This window comes from Kitasatospora phosalacinea (assembly GCF_030268885.1).
In the GTDB taxonomy this organism is placed as follows: Bacteria; Actinomycetota; Actinomycetes; order Streptomycetales; family Streptomycetaceae; genus Kitasatospora; species Kitasatospora phosalacinea_C.
In genome coordinates this window covers 235767-251371 of record NZ_BSSA01000008.1, presented here as the reverse complement: position 1 = coordinate 251371, position 15605 = coordinate 235767, and the positions used below count along the sequence as shown (strand labels likewise).

The 15605-nt window shown below is 74.7% G+C and carries 19 protein-coding genes; 13 read left to right on the top strand and 6 right to left on the bottom strand.

All coding sequences use genetic code 11. The features are described from left to right. The first annotated feature begins 254 nt into the window (after positions 1-254). The 4 genes from QSK52_RS14935 to QSK52_RS14920 all read left to right on the top strand — a co-directional run bounded on the left by QSK52_RS14935 (position 255) and on the right by QSK52_RS14920 (position 4028). Positions 255-1451, top strand: coding sequence for an NYN domain-containing protein (locus QSK52_RS14935; protein ID WP_285736506.1), 1197 nt, complete (start codon positions 255-257; stop codon positions 1449-1451). A 66-nt stretch (positions 1452-1517) separates the two neighbouring features. Then, positions 1518-2483: an ABC transporter ATP-binding protein gene (locus QSK52_RS14930; protein WP_435053254.1), complete on the top strand. Its 966-nt coding sequence runs from the start codon at positions 1518-1520 to the stop codon at positions 2481-2483. Beyond that, the gene (locus QSK52_RS14925) at positions 2480-3274 is read left to right on the top strand and encodes an ABC transporter permease (RefSeq protein WP_285736505.1); all 795 of its coding nucleotides are present in this window, start codon (positions 2480-2482) and stop codon (positions 3272-3274) included. Before QSK52_RS14930 ends, QSK52_RS14925 begins: the two co-directional genes overlap by 4 nt. A gap of 94 nt (positions 3275-3368) precedes the next feature. Then, positions 3369-4028 (top strand): DUF2567 domain-containing protein, encoded by a 660-nt coding sequence (locus QSK52_RS14920; RefSeq protein WP_285736504.1) that lies wholly within the window; start codon positions 3369-3371, stop codon positions 4026-4028. A 163-nt stretch (positions 4029-4191) separates the two neighbouring features. On the opposite strand, the gene ybaK is transcribed toward QSK52_RS14920, so the two are convergent. From ybaK to QSK52_RS14905, 3 genes are all read right to left on the bottom strand, one after another. Then, positions 4192-4683 carry a Cys-tRNA(Pro) deacylase gene (gene ybaK / locus QSK52_RS14915; protein ID WP_285736503.1) on the bottom strand — a complete coding sequence of 164 codons (492 nt, stop codon included), beginning with the start codon at positions 4681-4683 and terminating at the stop codon, positions 4192-4194. Between the two features lie 10 nt (positions 4684-4693). Further along, complete coding sequence (locus QSK52_RS14910; RefSeq protein WP_285736502.1) at positions 4694-5422, bottom strand: LON peptidase substrate-binding domain-containing protein; 729 nt, start codon at positions 5420-5422, stop codon at positions 4694-4696. 62 nt (positions 5423-5484) lie between these two features. Continuing rightward, on the bottom strand, positions 5485-7137 hold the full coding sequence (locus tag QSK52_RS14905) for an oxidoreductase (RefSeq protein WP_285736501.1): 1653 nt from the start codon (positions 7135-7137) through the stop codon (positions 5485-5487). 94 nt (positions 7138-7231) lie between these two features. On the opposite strand from QSK52_RS14905, the gene hisD reads away from it, so the two are divergent. Genes hisD through hisF form a run of 8 tightly spaced genes read left to right on the top strand, consistent with a single transcriptional unit; the run spans position 7232 to position 12978 of the window. Then, positions 7232-8539 (top strand): histidinol dehydrogenase, encoded by a 1308-nt coding sequence (hisD, locus tag QSK52_RS14900; protein ID WP_285736500.1) that lies wholly within the window; start codon positions 7232-7234, stop codon positions 8537-8539. Continuing rightward, positions 8536-9636, top strand: a complete 1101-nt coding sequence (locus QSK52_RS14895; protein ID WP_285736499.1) for a histidinol-phosphate transaminase — start codon at positions 8536-8538, stop codon at positions 9634-9636. Before hisD ends, QSK52_RS14895 begins: the two co-directional genes overlap by 4 nt. A 6-nt stretch (positions 9637-9642) precedes the next feature. Beyond that, positions 9643-10236, top strand: a complete 594-nt coding sequence (gene hisB / locus QSK52_RS14890) for an imidazoleglycerol-phosphate dehydratase HisB (RefSeq protein ID WP_285736498.1) — start codon at positions 9643-9645, stop codon at positions 10234-10236. Beyond that, positions 10236-10379, top strand: a complete 144-nt coding sequence (locus tag QSK52_RS14885) for a hypothetical protein (protein ID WP_285736497.1) — start codon at positions 10236-10238, stop codon at positions 10377-10379. The genes hisB and QSK52_RS14885 overlap by 1 nt, the downstream gene beginning before the upstream one ends. Before the next feature lie 11 nt (positions 10380-10390). Further along, positions 10391-11026, top strand: coding sequence for an imidazole glycerol phosphate synthase subunit HisH (hisH, locus tag QSK52_RS14880; protein WP_285736496.1), 636 nt, complete (start codon positions 10391-10393; stop codon positions 11024-11026). A gap of 22 nt (positions 11027-11048) precedes the next feature. Beyond that, a complete protein-coding gene (gene priA, locus QSK52_RS14875; RefSeq protein WP_285736495.1) occupies positions 11049-11777 on the top strand; it encodes a bifunctional 1-(5-phosphoribosyl)-5-((5-phosphoribosylamino)methylideneamino)imidazole-4-carboxamide isomerase/phosphoribosylanthranilate isomerase PriA in 729 nt (242 codons plus the stop codon). Further along, complete coding sequence (locus QSK52_RS14870) at positions 11774-12211, top strand: RidA family protein (RefSeq protein ID WP_285736494.1); 438 nt, start codon at positions 11774-11776, stop codon at positions 12209-12211. The genes priA and QSK52_RS14870 overlap by 4 nt, the downstream gene beginning before the upstream one ends. Next, complete coding sequence (hisF, locus tag QSK52_RS14865) at positions 12208-12978, top strand: imidazole glycerol phosphate synthase subunit HisF (protein ID WP_285736493.1); 771 nt, start codon at positions 12208-12210, stop codon at positions 12976-12978. Before QSK52_RS14870 ends, hisF begins: the two co-directional genes overlap by 4 nt. A 22-nt stretch (positions 12979-13000) precedes the next feature. Here the strand turns inward: hisF and QSK52_RS14860 are convergent, their stop codons facing one another. The 3 genes from QSK52_RS14860 to QSK52_RS14850 form a co-directional block, all read right to left on the bottom strand. After that, positions 13001-13765: a VOC family protein gene (locus QSK52_RS14860; RefSeq protein WP_285736492.1), complete on the bottom strand. Its 765-nt coding sequence runs from the start codon at positions 13763-13765 to the stop codon at positions 13001-13003. Between the two features lie 85 nt (positions 13766-13850). Further along, positions 13851-14531 carry a TIGR03085 family metal-binding protein gene (locus QSK52_RS14855; RefSeq protein ID WP_285736491.1) on the bottom strand — a complete coding sequence of 227 codons (681 nt, stop codon included), beginning with the start codon at positions 14529-14531 and terminating at the stop codon, positions 13851-13853. A gap of 33 nt (positions 14532-14564) precedes the next feature. Then, the gene (locus tag QSK52_RS14850) at positions 14565-15083 is read right to left on the bottom strand and encodes a septum formation family protein (protein WP_285736490.1); all 519 of its coding nucleotides are present in this window, start codon (positions 15081-15083) and stop codon (positions 14565-14567) included. Positions 15084-15238: 155 nt separating this feature from the next. On the opposite strand from QSK52_RS14850, the gene QSK52_RS14845 reads away from it, so the two are divergent. After that, the gene (locus tag QSK52_RS14845; RefSeq protein WP_285736489.1) at positions 15239-15553 is read left to right on the top strand and encodes a hypothetical protein; all 315 of its coding nucleotides are present in this window, start codon (positions 15239-15241) and stop codon (positions 15551-15553) included. The last annotated feature ends 52 nt before the right edge of the window (positions 15554-15605 follow it).

The window sequence follows — 15605 nt, the reverse complement described above, 5'->3', positions numbered from 1 at the left end:
AGTATCCAGGGTCGGTGGGGCGGGGCCGGTGGGGGTTGGGGGTGGGGGGCGCCTGGCGGCGGGCTGGAGCGAGTGGGAGGGGTGGGTCGGTGGGGCGGGGGCGGTGGGGGTCGGGGTGGGTTCGAAGGGTGGGGTCGGTGGGGCGGGTGTGGGCGGTTCGGCGGGCGAACGGGGGGTAAAGGTGTGCCCAACGGTCGCCGGGCCGTCGGGCGGGGCCCCACCGCCGGGGCCGGGCCGAGGAGGAGGTGCCGGAGATGGACCGCTGCGTCGTCCTGGTCGACGCGGGCTACCTGCTGGGCGCGGCCGCCAGCCTGCTCGCGGGGGAGCCGGGCCGTTCCCGGATCGCCGTCGACCACCCGGTGCTGATCGGTGCGCTGCGCGAGCGGGCCGAGGAGGAGACCGGTCTGCCGCTGCTGCGGATCTACTGGTTCGACGCGGCCGTCGACCGCCGTCCGGCCCCCGAGCACCGCAGGCTGCGGGTGCTGCCCCGGGTCACCGTCCGGCTGGGCGCGCTGACCAGGGCGGAGGGCCGCTGGGTGCAGAAGGGCGTGGACGCGGCGATGCACGCCGAGCTCAGCGAGCTCGCCCGCAACCACGCCTGCGCCGACGTGGTGCTGGTCACCGGCGACGGGGACCTGCTGCCCGGCGTCGTCTCCGCGAAGGAGCACGGCGTGGCCGTCCACCTGTGGGCGCTGGAGGCCGCGGACGGGGACTTCAACCAGTCCGAGGAGCTGGTCGGCGAGGCCGACGAGCGCCGGGTGCTGGACCGGCAGTGGATCGAGCGCTGGGCCCGCCCCAAGGAGACCGCCGAGCCCGTCCCCCGGGTGCTGCCGGTCGCGGTGCTGCCCACCGCCGCGCCCCGCCCCCGTCCCGTCCCGCTGGTGCCCGCGCCCGCCGTCGCCGCCGCGGCCCCCGCCCCGTCCCGCGGGGCCCCGCTGCGGGTCATCCCCACCCCCAAGGACCTCGCCGGGCGCGCCGCCACCGGCCCGCCCGCCCCTGCTCCCGCCCCCGTGGCCGCGCCCGTCGGGCCGGTGCTGCGCTGGTCCTCCGACCGCGGCTGGGTCGACCGCGCCGACACCGCCACCGCCGCCGACGCCCTGCCCACCCTGGACCGGCTCACCACCTCCGCCCAGCGCTGGGCGGACCGCGAGGAGGACATCACCAGCGTCGGCGGCGACCCGCAGGAGGTCGGCCAGGTCTTCGCCCGCCGCTGGCTCGACCGCCTCCCCGCCGCCGAGCGCCCCGGGCTGCTGTGGACCGACCACCCGCGCATCCCGCACCGCCTGGACGGCGAACTGCTGCGCTACGCCGCCCGGTTCGGCCTGCTCGCGCACAAGGAGGACCAGATCGACGAACAGGACAGGTACGCGATCCGGGAGGGCTTCTGGAAGGAGCTCGCCGCCCGCGTCCCCGACGCCCGGCACCCCCCGGAGGCCCGGCAGGAGGACTGACGCCCGGGGCGCCGCCCGGACCCCGCGTGTCCGGAACGCCCCTTACGGCGCGTAGAGTCTTCCGACGTGAGCAAGGCACCTCAGGGCTGCTGCACGGTCAGCGGCCTGGTCAAGACCTACCGGACGGGCGGCACCGAGGTCAGGGCCAACGACGGCATCGACCTCGACGTCCGGCGCGGCGAGGTCTTCGGCCTGCTCGGCCCCAACGGCGCCGGGAAGTCCACCCTGGTGCGCCAGCTCACCGGCCTGCTCCGCCCCGACGCCGGGCGCATCGAGCTGCTCGGCCACGACGTCGTCCGGCACCCCGAGCGGGCCGCCCGGCTGCTCGGCTACCTCGGCCAGGAGTCCACCGCCCTCGACGAGCTCACCGTCGCCCTGGCCGCCGAGACCACCGGCCGCCTGCGCGGCCTCACCCGGGCCGCCGCCCGCGCCGAGACCGCCGAGGTGGTCACCGAGCTCGGCCTGGAGGCGATCGCCCACCGCCCGCTCGCCAAGCTCTCCGGCGGCCAGCGCCGCCTCGCCTGCTTCGCCGCCGTCCTGGTCGGCGAACGCCCGCTGCTCGTCCTGGACGAACCCACCACCGGCATGGACCCCGTCGCCCGCCGCGCGGTCTGGAGCGCCGTCGACCGCCGCCGGGCCGAACGCGGCACCACCGTGCTGCTGGTCACCCACAACGTCATCGAGGCCGAGACCGTCCTCGACCGGGTCGCCGTGATCGACGCGGGCCGGGTCATCGCCTGCGACACGCCCGGCGGCCTCAAGGCCCTCGTCGACGGCCACGTCCGGCTCGACCTGGTCTGGCGCACCGACGCCCCGCTCACCGTCCCCGCCGTCGCCGCGCTCGCCGAACGCGCCGAGCGCACCGGCCGCCGCTGGACCCTGCGCACCACCCCCGACGAGGCCCGCGAACTGGTCGCCGCCGTCACCACCGGCCCCGCCTTCGCCGCCCTCGACGACTTCACCCTCGCCACCCCCACCCTGGAGGACGCCTACCTCCGGCTCGGCGGCCGGACCGGAGGACTCGCCCGATGACGCTGCTCGACACCCCCGCCGTCGCCACCGCCCCCGCCCCGCTCGCCCCCGCCGCCCGGCTGCTGCCCGCGCTGGCCGCGGTCTACCGGGCCCAGCTGGCCCGCGCCAAGGTCTCCCGGATCCCGCTGCTGTTCGTCGCGACCTTCCAGTCCGTCGGCATCCTGGTCATGATGCGCGGGGTCGTCGACCCCGGCGACAACCCCTCCGCGCACGCCGTGGTGGCGGGCTCCGCCGTCCTGGTGGTCGCCTTCGTCGCGCTCAACCTGCTCGCCCAGTACTTCGGCAGGCTCCGCGCCACCGGCGGCCTCGACCACTACGCGACCCTGCCGGTGCCGCCCGCCTCCGTGGTCCTCGGCACCGCCGCCGCGTACGCCTCCTTCACCGTCCCCGGGGTCCTCGTGACGGCCGGGATCGGCAGCTGGATGTTCGACCTGCCGGTCGCCCGGCTGTGGATCCTGCTCGCCGTCGTCCCGCTCGCCGGTGCCGCGCTCGCCGGGCTCGGCGCCGCGCTCGGGCTGCTCGCCCCCCGCCAGGAGCTGGCCACCCTCGCCGGACAGCTCGGCATGTCCGCGGCCCTGCTGCTCGGCGTCCTGCCCGCCTCCCGGCTGCCCGGGCCGGTGCAGTGGCTGCGCGACCTGCTCCCCTCCAGCTACGGGGTGGACGCCTTCGCCCTCACCTTCGCCCCGCACCCCGACTGGGCCCGCGTCCTGCTCGACCTCGGCGTCTGCGGCGCGGTCGGCCTGGTCGCGCTGACCCTCGCCACCTGGGCGTACCGGCGGGCGGCGCGCTGAGGGCGGCCGGGGCCGCGGGGGCCGCGGGTTCCGCACGCGGTCGTTGCCCGGCGGAGATCGACAGCTTCCGGGCCCGTCGTGAAACGATGGGGTCGTGACCGTACCGAACACACCTGCGGGCAGCACGCCCGGGCCGGACCCCTACGCCCCGGTCTTCCCGCCGCAGCCGCCCGCCCGGGCGGAGCGGCCGCCGCTCGGCCCCGAACTGCGGATCGGAGCGGTCGTCACCGCCGCCGGGGCGGTCCTCGGCGTCGTCCTCGGGCTGCTGTGGCTCTGGCTCGCCCCCCGGGTCGGCTACGCCGTCCAGGACAACCACATCCTCTACCGCGACCCGGAGGGCGAGGAGCTGATCGGCGCGGTCGGCGTCTTCTCCCTGCTGGGGCTCGGGCTCGGCGTGCTCACCTCGCTGGGCGCCTTCCTGTGGACCCGGGCCCGCGGCGGCGGCATCGCCGTCGCGGTCGGCCTGGCCGCGGGCGGCCTGCTCGGCTCGGTGATCGCCTGGCAGCTCGGCACCCACCTCGGCGCCACCCCCGACCTGCGGGCCCACGCGCTCTCGGTCGGCAACGGCGGCACCTTCGACGGGCCGCTGGAGCTCACCGCGAAGGGGGCGCTGATGGTCTGGCCGATGACGGCGATGATCGTGCTGCTCTTCCTCTCCGCGGCCTTCGGGAAGCGGGAGCCGGACCGGCCGCCGTACTGGGCGACGCCGGGGCCCGCGGCGCCGGGGCAAGGGCCTCCGCTCGACAAGGGGTGACCGGCTGACGGGCTGCGGGAACTGCGCGAGCGGGCAGGCACGCGCAGCGGGGCCGCGAGGGGGCGGCGGGTCACTGCTTCCTTCGCGATCTTGCTGACGGTCCACTCCCGCTGCGCGCAGTTCCCCGCGCCCCTGACGGTGCGCTCTCTGGCGGGGCGCCCGCTCAGGGCTTCGCGATGGGGGCGGTGAGGGCCGCGGTGAGGCGGACGAGGTCGGCGGGGGCGAGTTCGACCTCGGTGCCGCGTTTGCCCGCGGAGACGAAGACGGTGGGGTGGGCGAGGGCGCCGGAGTCGACGACGGTGCGCAGCTTGCGGCGCTGGCCGAGCGGGGAGATGCCGCCGACCACGTAGCCGGTGGAGCGTTCGGCGGCGGCCGGGTCGGCCATGGCGGCGCGCTTGGTGCCGAGGGCGGCGGCGAGGGCCTTGAGGTCGAGCTGGCCGGAGACCGGGACGACGGCGACGGCGAGGGTGCCGTCGGTCTCGGCGAGCAGGGTCTTGAACACCCGGTCGGGGGAGACGCCCATCGCCTCGGCGGCCTCGGCGCCGTACGAGGCGGCGGCCGGGTCGTGGGCGTACTCGTGGACGGTGAACGGGACGCCCGCGGTGTCGAGGGCGACGGTGGCGGGGGTGCCGCCGGTGGTCTTCTTCTTGGCCAAGGGGGGGTCCTCAGTTGGGGCTGAACGCCTGGCGGGTGAGGTCGACGGCGGGCAGGGAGGGGAGTTTGGCGAGGACCGCGCTCTCGTGGCGGAGCAGGGCGAGTTCGCGGGTGAGCCGCTGGGCGTTGTCGGGGCAGGCGAGGAGCTCCTGCTTGACCTTGGTGGGGAGCGAGGTGGCGGCGGCGACCAGATAGGAGAGGACCTGCGGGTCGTCGGGGAGCTCGGCTTCGCCGCTGAGGGTGGCCTCGCGGGCCCCGGCCAGGCGCTTCTGGTAGGTGCGGAAGGCGCGTTCCACGCCCGCGGCGAGCGCGCCGGAGCCCTCGCCGGGCTCCTCGGGCAGGACGGAGACCTCGCCGACCAGGTAGGGGCCGGTGGCGTCGAGGGCGCGCAGCCGGAACCGGGTGGTGCCGGTGACCAGGAGCTCGTAGCGGCCCTCGGGCTGCTCCCGGACGGAGGCCACGTCGGCGACGCAGCCGACCGGGTAGAGGGCGTCCAGCGGGTCGCCGCCGGGCGTGCCGATGCCGTCCAACGGGCCTGCCGGGTCGTCGAGTTCGCGGACGGGCGCGGTCTCCCGGCCGTCCTTGATCGCGACCACGCCGAAGCGGCGCGGGGCGTCCTCGGGCTGCTGCAGCAGGTCGGCGACCAAGCGGCGGTAGCGCTCCTCGAAGACGTGCAGGGGCATCACCAGGCCCGGGTACAGGACCGTGTTCAGCGGGAAGAGCGGGAGCCGATCAGTCACGGCGGACAGCGTAGTTGGCGGCGGGCCGCCGCCGCGCCGCAGTTCGTCCCCGGCCGGGGGCGTCAGCCGCGCTGGAGCAGCCTGGTGACGCCCGCGACGGCGGTGGTGGCGAGCACCCAGCCGGTCAGCACGAGGGCGGTGGCGACCCACTGGCCGGGGCGGTCGGGGTTCCAGCCGTTCTGGCCGAGGTCGATCAGCGGGAGGACCTTGCCGGCCGCGTACAGGGCCGGGTTCCACAGCACGGACTCGTCCGGCTTGACCGGCGCGGGCCTGTGTTCGGCGAAGTAGGCGGTGCCGAGCAGCCAGGCGAGGACCAGCCAGGTGGCGGCCCGGCCGGGGCGGTAGCCGTAGCCGACGGCGGCGTCCTGGAGGTGGCCCCAGAGCCGGCCGGGCAGCGGCAGGGTGCGGCGGCGGCGGCGCTGCTTGGCGTACAGGACGGTGCGGGCGTCCTCGTCGGCGCCGTCGCGGCGCAGGGCGGCGGCGAGCTGCTCGTACGCCTCGGGGCGGAACTCCTGGCCGGAGTCGACCCAGGCGATCCGGCGCTCCAGCGGGAAGGGCACGGCGGGGCGGAGCGACTCGTAGCTGAAGCCGGTCAGCGAGACGTGGTGCTCGGTGGGCCAGGCGGAGGGGGCGTCGACCAGGTTGCCGATCCGGGCCCGGTTGAGGCTGACGGTGCCGGTGGGCGGGGTGTCGCAGGTGAAGCGGAGCTCGGGGGTCTGGATCCGGCTGAGCGCGAGCTCCTCGCCCTCGCCGAGGTGGAACTCGGCGCCGGTGATCAGGCAGGCGTTGTCGAAGCGCCCGTCGGAGAGCCGGACCTTGCCCCAGGAGCGGAACGGCGTGTGGGTGGTGTCCCCGTGGTCGCCGGTGAAGGTGGACTCGCCGTAGCCGGAGCCGTAGACGCTGCGCGAGCCCGTCCAGTTGGCGTCCTCGGAACCCGACAGGTACAGGGTGTGGCCGACGGTGATCCGGGCCGCGTTGAGCGCGTTCGGGTTGTGGGCGCCGACGGCCCGCAGCGAGCCGCCGCGCAGCGAGAGGCGGCCGCCGATCCGGGCCGAGCGCAGGCTGAGCTCGCCCAGCAGGTCGAGGCGCTCGGCCTCGCAGTCCTGGTTGATCGCGATCCCGTCGGCGGAGACCGCCCGCCCGTACGCGTCGGGGCCGACGGCGGTCTGGTTGAGCAGCAGGTCGGTGCCGATCCGGGCGTCGGTGAGGCGGATGCCGCCGGGTATGCCGCAGCGGGCGAGGTGGACGTCGCCCTCGCTGGCCAGCCGGGACGCCTCCAGCCGGGGGAGGGCGCAGGAGACGATCCGCAGGGTGCCCGCGGTGGCCTCGGAGAGCAGCAGCTTGCGTTCGAAGCGGCAGAGCTGGAACTCGACGTAGCAGCCGATCCGGCCGCCCGCCAGGGTGAACTCGCCGGTGATCCGGGCGCCGGTGAGCTTGAGCGCGGTGACCTTGCCGGGGGCGGCCTCCGGGCCGTGCAGCAGCAGCCGGGCGATCACCTCGGCGCGGACGGTGCGCTCCGGGCCCCACGCGGCGGCGGTGAACGGGTCGTCGGGGCCGAGGCCCTCGCCGTCGGGGCGCACGGCCTGCCCGGCGGGGGCGGGCAGCAGCAGTTCGGCGGGCCCGTCCCCGGCCCGCAGGTCGTACACCTCGCCGTGCCGGAAGGCGTCCCACAGGCCGCGCTCGGTGTCGGTCCAGTCGTCCGGCGCCTGCTCCACCGCTCCCCCTGATGATCTTGGTTCCGTCTCACCCTTCGTATCACGGACTGAAATGCCGGGCTGTCGCTTTTCGCCACTCCTTACACTTGGGCCTGTGATCTCTCGAATCGACCTCCGCGGCTCCTCCACGGACCCGCGCGACGTGCTGCCCCGTGCCGAGTTCGACGTCGAAGCCGCCCTGGAGAAGGTCCGGCCGATCGCGGAGGACGTGCGCCATCGCGGGGTCGCGGCGCTGATCGAGATCACCGAGCGCTTCGACGGCGTCCGGCTGGAGTCGACCCGCGTCCCGGCCGGGCAGATCGCCGAGGCGCTGGAGCAGCTGGACCCGAAGGTCCGCGCCGCCCTGGAGGAGTCGATCCGCCGCGCCCGCGCCGTCCACGCCGACCAGCGCCGGGTCGGGCACACCACGCGGGTGGTGCCCGGCGGCACCGTCACCCAGCGCTGGGTGCCGGTCGACCGGGTCGGCCTGTACGTGCCCGGCGGCCTCGCCGTCTACCCGTCCTCCGTGGTGATGAACGTGGTGCCCGCCCAGGAGGCCGGGGTGGCCGGGATCGCCGTCACCTCCCCGCCGCAGAAGGCGTTCGGCGGCCGCGTCCACCCGACCATCCTGGCCGCCTGCGCGCTGCTCGGCGTCGACGAGGTCTACGCGGTCGGCGGCGCCCAGGCGGTGGCGATGTTCGCCCTCGGCACCGAGGAGTGCGCGCCGGTCAACCTGGTCACCGGCCCCGGCAACATCTACGTCGCCGCCGCCAAGCGTCTGTTCGCGGGCCGGATCGGCATCGACTCGGAGGCCGGCCCGACCGAGATCATGGTCCTCGCCGACGACACCGCGGACGCCGCGGAGGTCGCCGCCGACCTGATCAGCCAGGCCGAGCACGGCCCCACCTCCGGCTCCGTGCTGGTCACCGCCTCGCCGCTGCTGGCCGACGCGGTGGAGGCCGAGCTGAAGGCGCAGGTCGCCCGCACCCGGCACTCCGAGCGGGTGGCCGAGGCGCTCGGCGGCCCGCAGTCCGGGATCATCCTGGTCGACGACCTGGAGCAGGGCCTGGCCGTGGTCAACGCCTACGCCGCCGAGCACCTGGAGATCCAGACCGCCGACCCGCACGCCGTCTCCGAGCGGGTCCGCAACGCGGGCGCGATCTTCCTCGGCCGCTTCACCCCCGTCTCGCTGGGCGACTACGCGGCCGGCTCCAACCACGTGCTGCCCACCGGCGGCTGCGCCTGCCACTCCTCCGGCCTGTCCGTGCAGACCTTCCTGCGCGGCGTCCAGGTCGTCGAGTACGACCGCGAGGCGCTGGCCGGGATCGCCGCGCACGTGGTCAACCTGTCCGAGGCCGAGGACCTGCCCGGCCACGGCGACGCCATCAAGGCCCGATTCGACTGGACGGTTCCCGGCACGTGACGAAGATCGACGACCTCCCCGTCCGGGACGAGCTGCGCGGCCAGTCCCCTTACGGCGCACCGCAGTTGGACGTGCCCGTCCAGCTCAACACCAACGAGAACCCGTACCCGCTGCCCGAGCCGCTGGTCGCCCGGATCGCCGAGCGGGTCGCCGAGGCCGCCCGGAACCTCAACCGCTACCCGGACCGGGACGCGGTCGAGCTGCGCACCGGCCTGGCGAAGTACCTCACCGACACCACCGGCTTCGCCGTCGGCGCCGAGCAGGTGTGGGCCGCCAACGGCTCCAACGAGGTGCTCCAGCAGCTGCTGCAGACCTTCGGCGGGCCCGGCCGCACCGCGATCGGCTTCGAGCCCTCGTACTCGATGCACGCCCTGATCGCCCGCGGCACCGGCACCGGCTGGGTCTCCGGCCCGCGCAACGCCGACTTCACCATCGACGTGGACGCGGCCCGCGCGGCCATCGCCGAGCTGCGCCCGGACGTGGTGTTCGTCTGCTCGCCGAACAACCCGACCGGCACCGCCGTCGAGGCCGAGACCGTGCTCGCCCTGTACGAGGCCGCGCAGGCCGCCGGGCCCAGCATGGTGGTCGTCGACGAGGCGTACGTCGAGTTCTCGCACCGCGCCTCGCTGCTGCCGCTGCTGGAGGGCCGCCCGAACCTGGTGGTCTCCCGCACCATGTCCAAGGCGTTCGGCGCGGCCGGGCTGCGGCTCGGCTACCTCGCCGCCGACCCGGCCGTGGTGGACGCGGTGCAGCTGGTCCGGCTGCCCTACCACCTGTCGGCCGTCACCCAGGCCACCGCGCTGGCCTGCCTGGAGCACACCGACACCCTGCTCGGCTACGTCGACCGGCTGAAGTCGGAGCGCGACCGGGTGGTGCGCGCCCTGCGCGGGCTCGGCTTCGAGGTCACCGAGTCCGACGCCAACTTCGTCCAGTTCGGCCGCTTCGCCGACACCCACGCGGTGTGGCGGGCGATCCTCGACCAGGGCGTGCTGATCCGCGACAACGGCGTCCCCGGCTGGCTGCGCGTCACCGCCGGCACCCCCGCCGAGAACGACGCCTTCCTGAGCGCCGTCTCCACCGTGAGCAAGGAGCTGTAACCCCGCATGTCCCGCATCGGCCGCGTCGAACGCACCACCAAGGAGACCTCCGTCCTGGTCGAGATCGACCTCGACGGAACCGGCAAGACGGACGTCTCCACGGGCGTCGGGTTCTACGACCACATGCTCGACCAGCTCGGCCGCCACGGCCTCTTCGACCTCACCGTCAAGACCGAGGGCGACCTGCACATCGACACCCACCACACCATCGAGGACACCGCCCTCGCGCTCGGCGCCGCCTTCAGGCAGGCGCTCGGCGACAAGGTCGGCATCTACCGCTTCGGCAACTGCACCGTCCCGCTGGACGAGTCGCTCGCCCAGGTCACCGTCGACCTCTCCGGCCGCCCGTACCTGGTGCACACCGAGCCCGAGAACATCGCCCCGATGATCGGCTCCTACGACACCACGATGACCCGGCACATCCTGGAGTCCTTCGTCGCCCAGGCCCAGGTCGCCCTGCACGTGCACGTGCCGTACGGCCGCAACGCCCACCACATCGTCGAGTGCCAGTTCAAGGCGCTCGCCCGGGCGCTGCGCTACGCCTCCGAGCGCGACCCGCGCGCCGCGGGCATCCTGCCGTCGACCAAGGGCGCGCTCTGATGGCCTCCGTCCTGATCTTCCTCGGGATCTTCTTCGCGGCCGGCGTCTGGTCGTTCTGGAAGCAGGAGAAGCCCAAGAGCGTCATCCTCGTCCTCGGCTTCGCCTCGGCCATGTGCCTGGCCGCCGGCATCATGCGCTACTAGGAGACCGCGAGATGTCCAAGAACGTCGTGGTGCTGGACTACGGCTCCGGCAACCTGCGCTCCGCCCAGCGCGCGGTCGAGCGCACCGGCGCCACCGTCACCGTCACCTCGAACTTCCAGGAGGCGCTGGACGCCGACGGGCTGCTGGTGCCCGGCGTCGGCGCCTTCGAGGCGTGCATGCGCGGCCTGAGGGCCGTCCGCGGCGAGCAGGTCATCGGGCGCCGACTGGCCGGCGGCCGACCGGTGCTCGGCATCTGCGTCGGCATGCAGATCCTGTTCGAGAAGGGCGTCGAGCACGGCGTCGAGACCGCCGGGTGCGACGAGTGGCCCGGCGTGGTCGAGCCGCTGGACGCCCCGATCGTCCCGCACATGGGCTGGAACACCGTCGACGCCCCCGAGGGCAGCCGGATGTTCGCCGGGATGGACCCGGAGACCCGGTTCTACTTCGTCCACTCCTACGGCGTGCGGCACTGGGTGCTGGAGACCCACTCCGAGAAGATCCGCGCCCCCAGGGTGACCTGGGCCACCCACGGGCAGCCGTTCGTCGCCGCCGTGGAGAACGGCCCGCTGTGGGCCACCCAGTTCCACCCCGAGAAGTCCGGCGACGCCGGAGCCGCCCTGCTGACCAACTGGGTCGACACCCTCTGACGACGGAAGAGTCCTTCAGAACATGACCAACCGCCTCGAACTGCTGCCCGCCGTCGACGTCCGCGACGGCCAGGCGGTCCGCCTGGTCAAGGGCGCCTCCGGCACCGAGACCTCCTTCGGCGAGCCGCTCGCCGCCGCCCTCGCCTGGCAGAACGCCGGCGCCGAGTGGCTGCACCTGGTCGACCTCGACGCCGCCTTCGGCACCGGCAGCAACCGCGAGCTGCTCCGCGAGGTCACCGGCCGCCTCGACATCAAGGTCGAGCTGTCCGGCGGCATCCGCGACGACGAGTCGCTCGCCGCGGCCCTCGCCACCGGCTGCACCCGGGTCAACCTCGGCACCGCCGCCCTGGAGAGCCCCGAGTGGGTCGCCAAGGTCATCGCCGAGCACGGCGACAAGATCGCCGTCGGCCTCGACGTGGTCGGCACCACCCTGCGCGGCCGCGGCTGGACCCGCGACGGCGGCCAGCTCTACGACGTGCTGGCCCGCCTCGACGCCGAGGGCTGCGCCCGCTACGTGGTCACCGACGTCAACCGCGACGGCACCCTGACCGGCCCCAACCTGCAGCTGCTGCGCGACGTCTGCGCCGCCACCGACAAGCCCGTCGTCGCCTCCGGCGGCGTGTCGTCGCTCGACGACCTGCGCGCCATCGCCACCCTGGTACCGGAGGGCGTCGAGGGCTCGATCGTGGGGAAGGCGCTCTACGAGCAGAAGTTCACCCTCGAAGAGGCCCTGGAGGCTGTGTCCCGATGACCGACGAGACCCCGGCACCCACCACCGCCCGCACGTCCGGCGAGTCCCCCTACGAGGACCAGTACGGATTCTCCCGGGCGGTGGTGGCCGGGGACTTCGTCCTGGTCGCGGGGTGCACCGCCTACGACGACGGCGTCCCCGTCCACGAGGGCGACCCGTACGAACAGACGCTGGCCGCCTTCGCGGTCGCCCTCGACGCGCTCGCCCGCCACGGACTCACCGCCGCCGACGTGGTCCGCACCCGGATGTACCTCACCCACGTCCGGGACTGCGACGAGGTCGGCCGCGCGCACAAGGAACTCTTCGACGCGGTCCGCCCGGTCACCACCATGGTGGTCGTCCAGGGCCTGACCGACTCCCGGATGATGGTCGAGGTCGAGGTCGAGGCCCACCGGCCCGGCCTGGCCCGGACTTTGGAAGGCATCCCGCAGTGACACTCGCAGTACGCGTCATCCCCTGCCTGGACGTGGACGCCGGACGCGTCGTCAAGGGCGTCAACTTCCAGAACCTGCGCGACGCCGGGGACCCGGTCGAACTCGCCAAGCTCTACGACGCCCAGGGCGCCGACGAGCTGACCTTCCTCGACATCACCGCCTCCTCCGGCTCCCGCGAGACCACCTACGACGTGGTCCGCCGCACCGCCGAGCAGGTCTTCATCCCGCTCACCGTCGGCGGCGGCGTCCGCGCCGTCGAGGACGTCGACCGGCTGCTGCGCGCCGGGGCCGACAAGGTCGGCGTCAACACCGCCGCCATCGCCCGCCCCGAACTCGTCCGCGAGATCGCCCGGCGCTTCGGCCGCCAGGTCCTCGTCCTCTCGGTCGACGCCCGCCGCTGCCCCGAGGGCACCGAGACCGCCTCCGGCTTCGAGGTCACCACCCACGGCGGCCGCCGCGGCACCGGCATCGACGCCGTCGAGTGGGCGGTGCGCGCCGCCGAGCTCGGCGCGGGCGAGATCCTGCTCAACTCGATGGACGCCGACGGCACCAAGGACGGCTACGACCTGGAGATGATCCGGGCCGCCCGCAAGGCCGTCTCCATCCCGGTCATCGCCTCCGGCGGCGCCGGGAAGCTCGCCGACTTCGCCCCCGCGGTCGACGCCGGGGCCGACGCGGTCCTCGCCGCCAGCGTCTTCCACTTCGGCGACCTGACGATCGGCCAGGTCAAGGACGAACTCCGGGCCACCGGGCACCCCGTCCGCTGACGCCCTCCCCGGCGGCCCGCCCTCACGGCCGCCGGGGTTCCGGCTCCAGCAGCGCGAACTGGGCGCCGAACGGGTCCGCCAGCACCGCGATCCGGCCCACCGTCGGCACCTGCTCCGGCGGCACCAGCACGCTCCCGCCCAGCCGCCGCACCTCGTCGGTGGCCAGCAGCGCGTCCGCCACCGCGAAGTGCACCAGCCAGCCCACGTCCACCCGCGGGTGCACGCCCGTGAGCCCGCCGAACTCCTCCTCGCCGTCCGCCGGGCGCAGCACCGCGTACTCCACCCCCGGCACGTCCGAGTCCCGGCTCCGCCAGCCGAACAGGCCCCGGTAGAAGCGCAGCGCCCCCGGCAGGTCCGAGGTGTGCAGCTCCGCCCGGCACAGCGCGCCCCGCTCGCCCACCACCTCCAGCCCGGCCGTCCCGCCCGCCTCCCACACCGCGAACCGGCCGCCCGTCGGGTCGGTCAGCTGCACGAACCGGCCCTGCCCCGGCACCTCGGTGGGCCCGACCCGGACGGCGCCGCCCGAACGCTCCGCCGCCGCGGCGACCCGCGCCGCGTCCGCCGCGGCGAAGTGCACCGTCCAGGCGGGCAGCGGCTCCGCCTCCGTCAGCGGGCCGACCCCCGCCACCGTCCGGCCCGCGCTGCGGAAGAGGCCGTAGCCGTTCGGGCCGGGCGGGCCCAGCTCCCAGCCGAACAGCGAACCGTAGAACAGCTCGGACTCGGCGAGGTCCGCACTGCCCAGGCCGATCCAGTTCGGCGAACCGGGGCGGAAGTCGCTGCTCACCATGGTCGTGCGCTCCTGGGGGTGCGGGGGAGGGGTCCGGGGCCAGGCTGGCACACCCACCGACCGCACCGAACGGACCGACGCGCCGTCAGGCCACCGGCTCCGTGCCCGCGTCCGCGCCCGCGCCTGCGCCCGCGTCGGGCAGCGGCAGCACGTGCGCCAGGGTCGCCACCGCCTCCGGCGCGCCCTCCGCCGTCACCGCGGCCCGGGCGCCCCGCCCGTACAGGAACAGCACCAGCTCGCCCGGCTCCCCGCGCACCGTCACCACCGGCGTGCCCCTCCGGCGCACCGAGACCTCCCGGCCGTCCGGGTGCACCAGCCGCAACGAGAGCGGCGCCCGCGCGTCACCGAACCGGGCCACCGCGGGGACCCGCTTCCACAGCGCCTCCGCCAGCTCCGGCGAGAGCGGCTCCGGCTCGAACGGCACCGCGCGGCGGACGTCCTCCGCGTGCACGAAGAACTCCACCAGGTTCGCCGCGCCGTCCACCCCCGGCAGGTTGAACGGCGACCAGGCCGGCGGCCCCGAGCGGAACGACTTCACCAGCCCCTCGTACCCCCGCCCCGCGACCTTCCCCTGCACCCGCTCCGTCCACCCCGCCAGCGCCCCCACCCGGATTCCCGCCGCCGCGTCCGGCCGCCCCTCCCGCACCACCAGGTGCGCCGCCAGGTCCCGCGCCACCCACCCCTCGCACAGCGTCGGACCCTCCGGCCCCGCCGCCGCCAACAACCGACTCAACCGGGCCCGTTCACCCTGCGCAAGACTCACCATGCGCCCAGCGTACGGGCCGACGGGGCGGCGCGGTCACCGGTGGATCGGCCCGGTCAGCTTGCGGTCCGCCTGTTGGTTGCTGACGGTGACGGTGCAGCTGGCGTCCCGGTACCCCTGCTGGTAGTACTTCGTCAGCGGGACGATCGGGCTGTTGTTGTACAGGTCGAAGCCGCCCTGCTGCCGCTGCACCTCCTTCAGCGACGGCGCGCAGAGTTCCAGCAGGGCCTTGTTGATCGCGCGGTCGTCGGCCAGCCCGTCGGGCATCACGACGTTGGCGGTGGTCTCCGCGTCGTGCGGCTGGTTGCAGGGCGTGACGGTGCTGTCCTTCACCCCGCTGATCCACGGCATCAACAGGCAGGTGCCCGGCGGGTAGTACGGGTACGGGTAGGTCTTGGACGGACTGGGGCTCGGGCTCGGGGTCGGGGTGGGGCTGGGGGTCGGTGGGGGCGGGGCGGCGGCGGGTTGCTTCGGGGCGGGCCACAGCAGCACCGCCGCCACGACGACGATCGCGGCCACCAGGCCCGCCAGGAACGCCTTCTGCCGTCCGCTCATGCCAACCCCCCTGATTCGAAGGCCATTCTGATGGCACAACAGCTGTCACGTCAGTCCTTTTCGGACATTCGTTTGCCCGTCCTTTGCATGCTGATCAGTAGGATGACCGGCCTGTCAGAGGGATGCCAGGAGAACGTCGGAGAAAGGCAACTGCCATGGGGGACAGCGGGTTTCGGGTCGAGCCCAGTGCGCTCGACCGGTACTCGTCGCTGCTTGCCGAGCAGGCCGAGCAGCTGAGCCGGATCGCGGAGGCGACCGCCGCGATCACGATCTCGTCGGACGCGTTCGGGCACCTGCCGAACGCCCAGAACCTGGCCTCGGCGTACCAGGAGCACGCCGGCGCCAGCCGCGAGAACGTCGGGCTGATCGGCAGGGCGGTGGACGGCACTTCGCGCGGGCTGTCGGGGGTCTCGCGGAACTACACGGACCACGAGGACCACGTGGTCGGCACCCTGGGGGGTAATCGCTGATGGCGGCGCACGGCAGCACGGGCGGCAGGAGGGGTTCGAGCGGCGGCAGTTC

Bases quoted from the DNA above. Each gene is read 5' to 3' on its own strand.
- QSK52_RS14850 (WP_285736490.1), bottom strand. From the start codon at position 15,083: ATGAGCGGACGGCAGAAGGCGTTCCTGGCGGGCCTGGTGGCCGCGATC.
- priA (WP_285736495.1), top strand. From the start codon at position 11,049: ATGACCAACCGCCTCGAACTGCTGCCCGCCGTCGACGTCCGCGACGGC.
- hisB (WP_285736498.1), top strand. From the start codon at position 9,643: ATGTCCCGCATCGGCCGCGTCGAACGCACCACCAAGGAGACCTCCGTC.
- QSK52_RS14845 (WP_285736489.1), top strand. From the start codon at position 15,239: ATGGGGGACAGCGGGTTTCGGGTCGAGCCCAGTGCGCTCGACCGGTAC.
- QSK52_RS14860 (WP_285736492.1), bottom strand. From the start codon at position 13,765: ATGGTGAGCAGCGACTTCCGCCCCGGTTCGCCGAACTGGATCGGCCTG.
- QSK52_RS14870 (WP_285736494.1), top strand. From the start codon at position 11,774: ATGACCGACGAGACCCCGGCACCCACCACCGCCCGCACGTCCGGCGAG.
- hisH (WP_285736496.1), top strand. From the start codon at position 10,391: ATGTCCAAGAACGTCGTGGTGCTGGACTACGGCTCCGGCAACCTGCGC.
- QSK52_RS14925 (WP_285736505.1), top strand. From the start codon at position 2,480: ATGACGCTGCTCGACACCCCCGCCGTCGCCACCGCCCCCGCCCCGCTC.
- QSK52_RS14855 (WP_285736491.1), bottom strand. From the start codon at position 14,531: ATGGTGAGTCTTGCGCAGGGTGAACGGGCCCGGTTGAGTCGGTTGTTG.
- QSK52_RS14935 (WP_285736506.1), top strand. From the start codon at position 255: ATGGACCGCTGCGTCGTCCTGGTCGACGCGGGCTACCTGCTGGGCGCG.
- QSK52_RS14885 (WP_285736497.1), top strand. From the start codon at position 10,236: ATGGCCTCCGTCCTGATCTTCCTCGGGATCTTCTTCGCGGCCGGCGTC.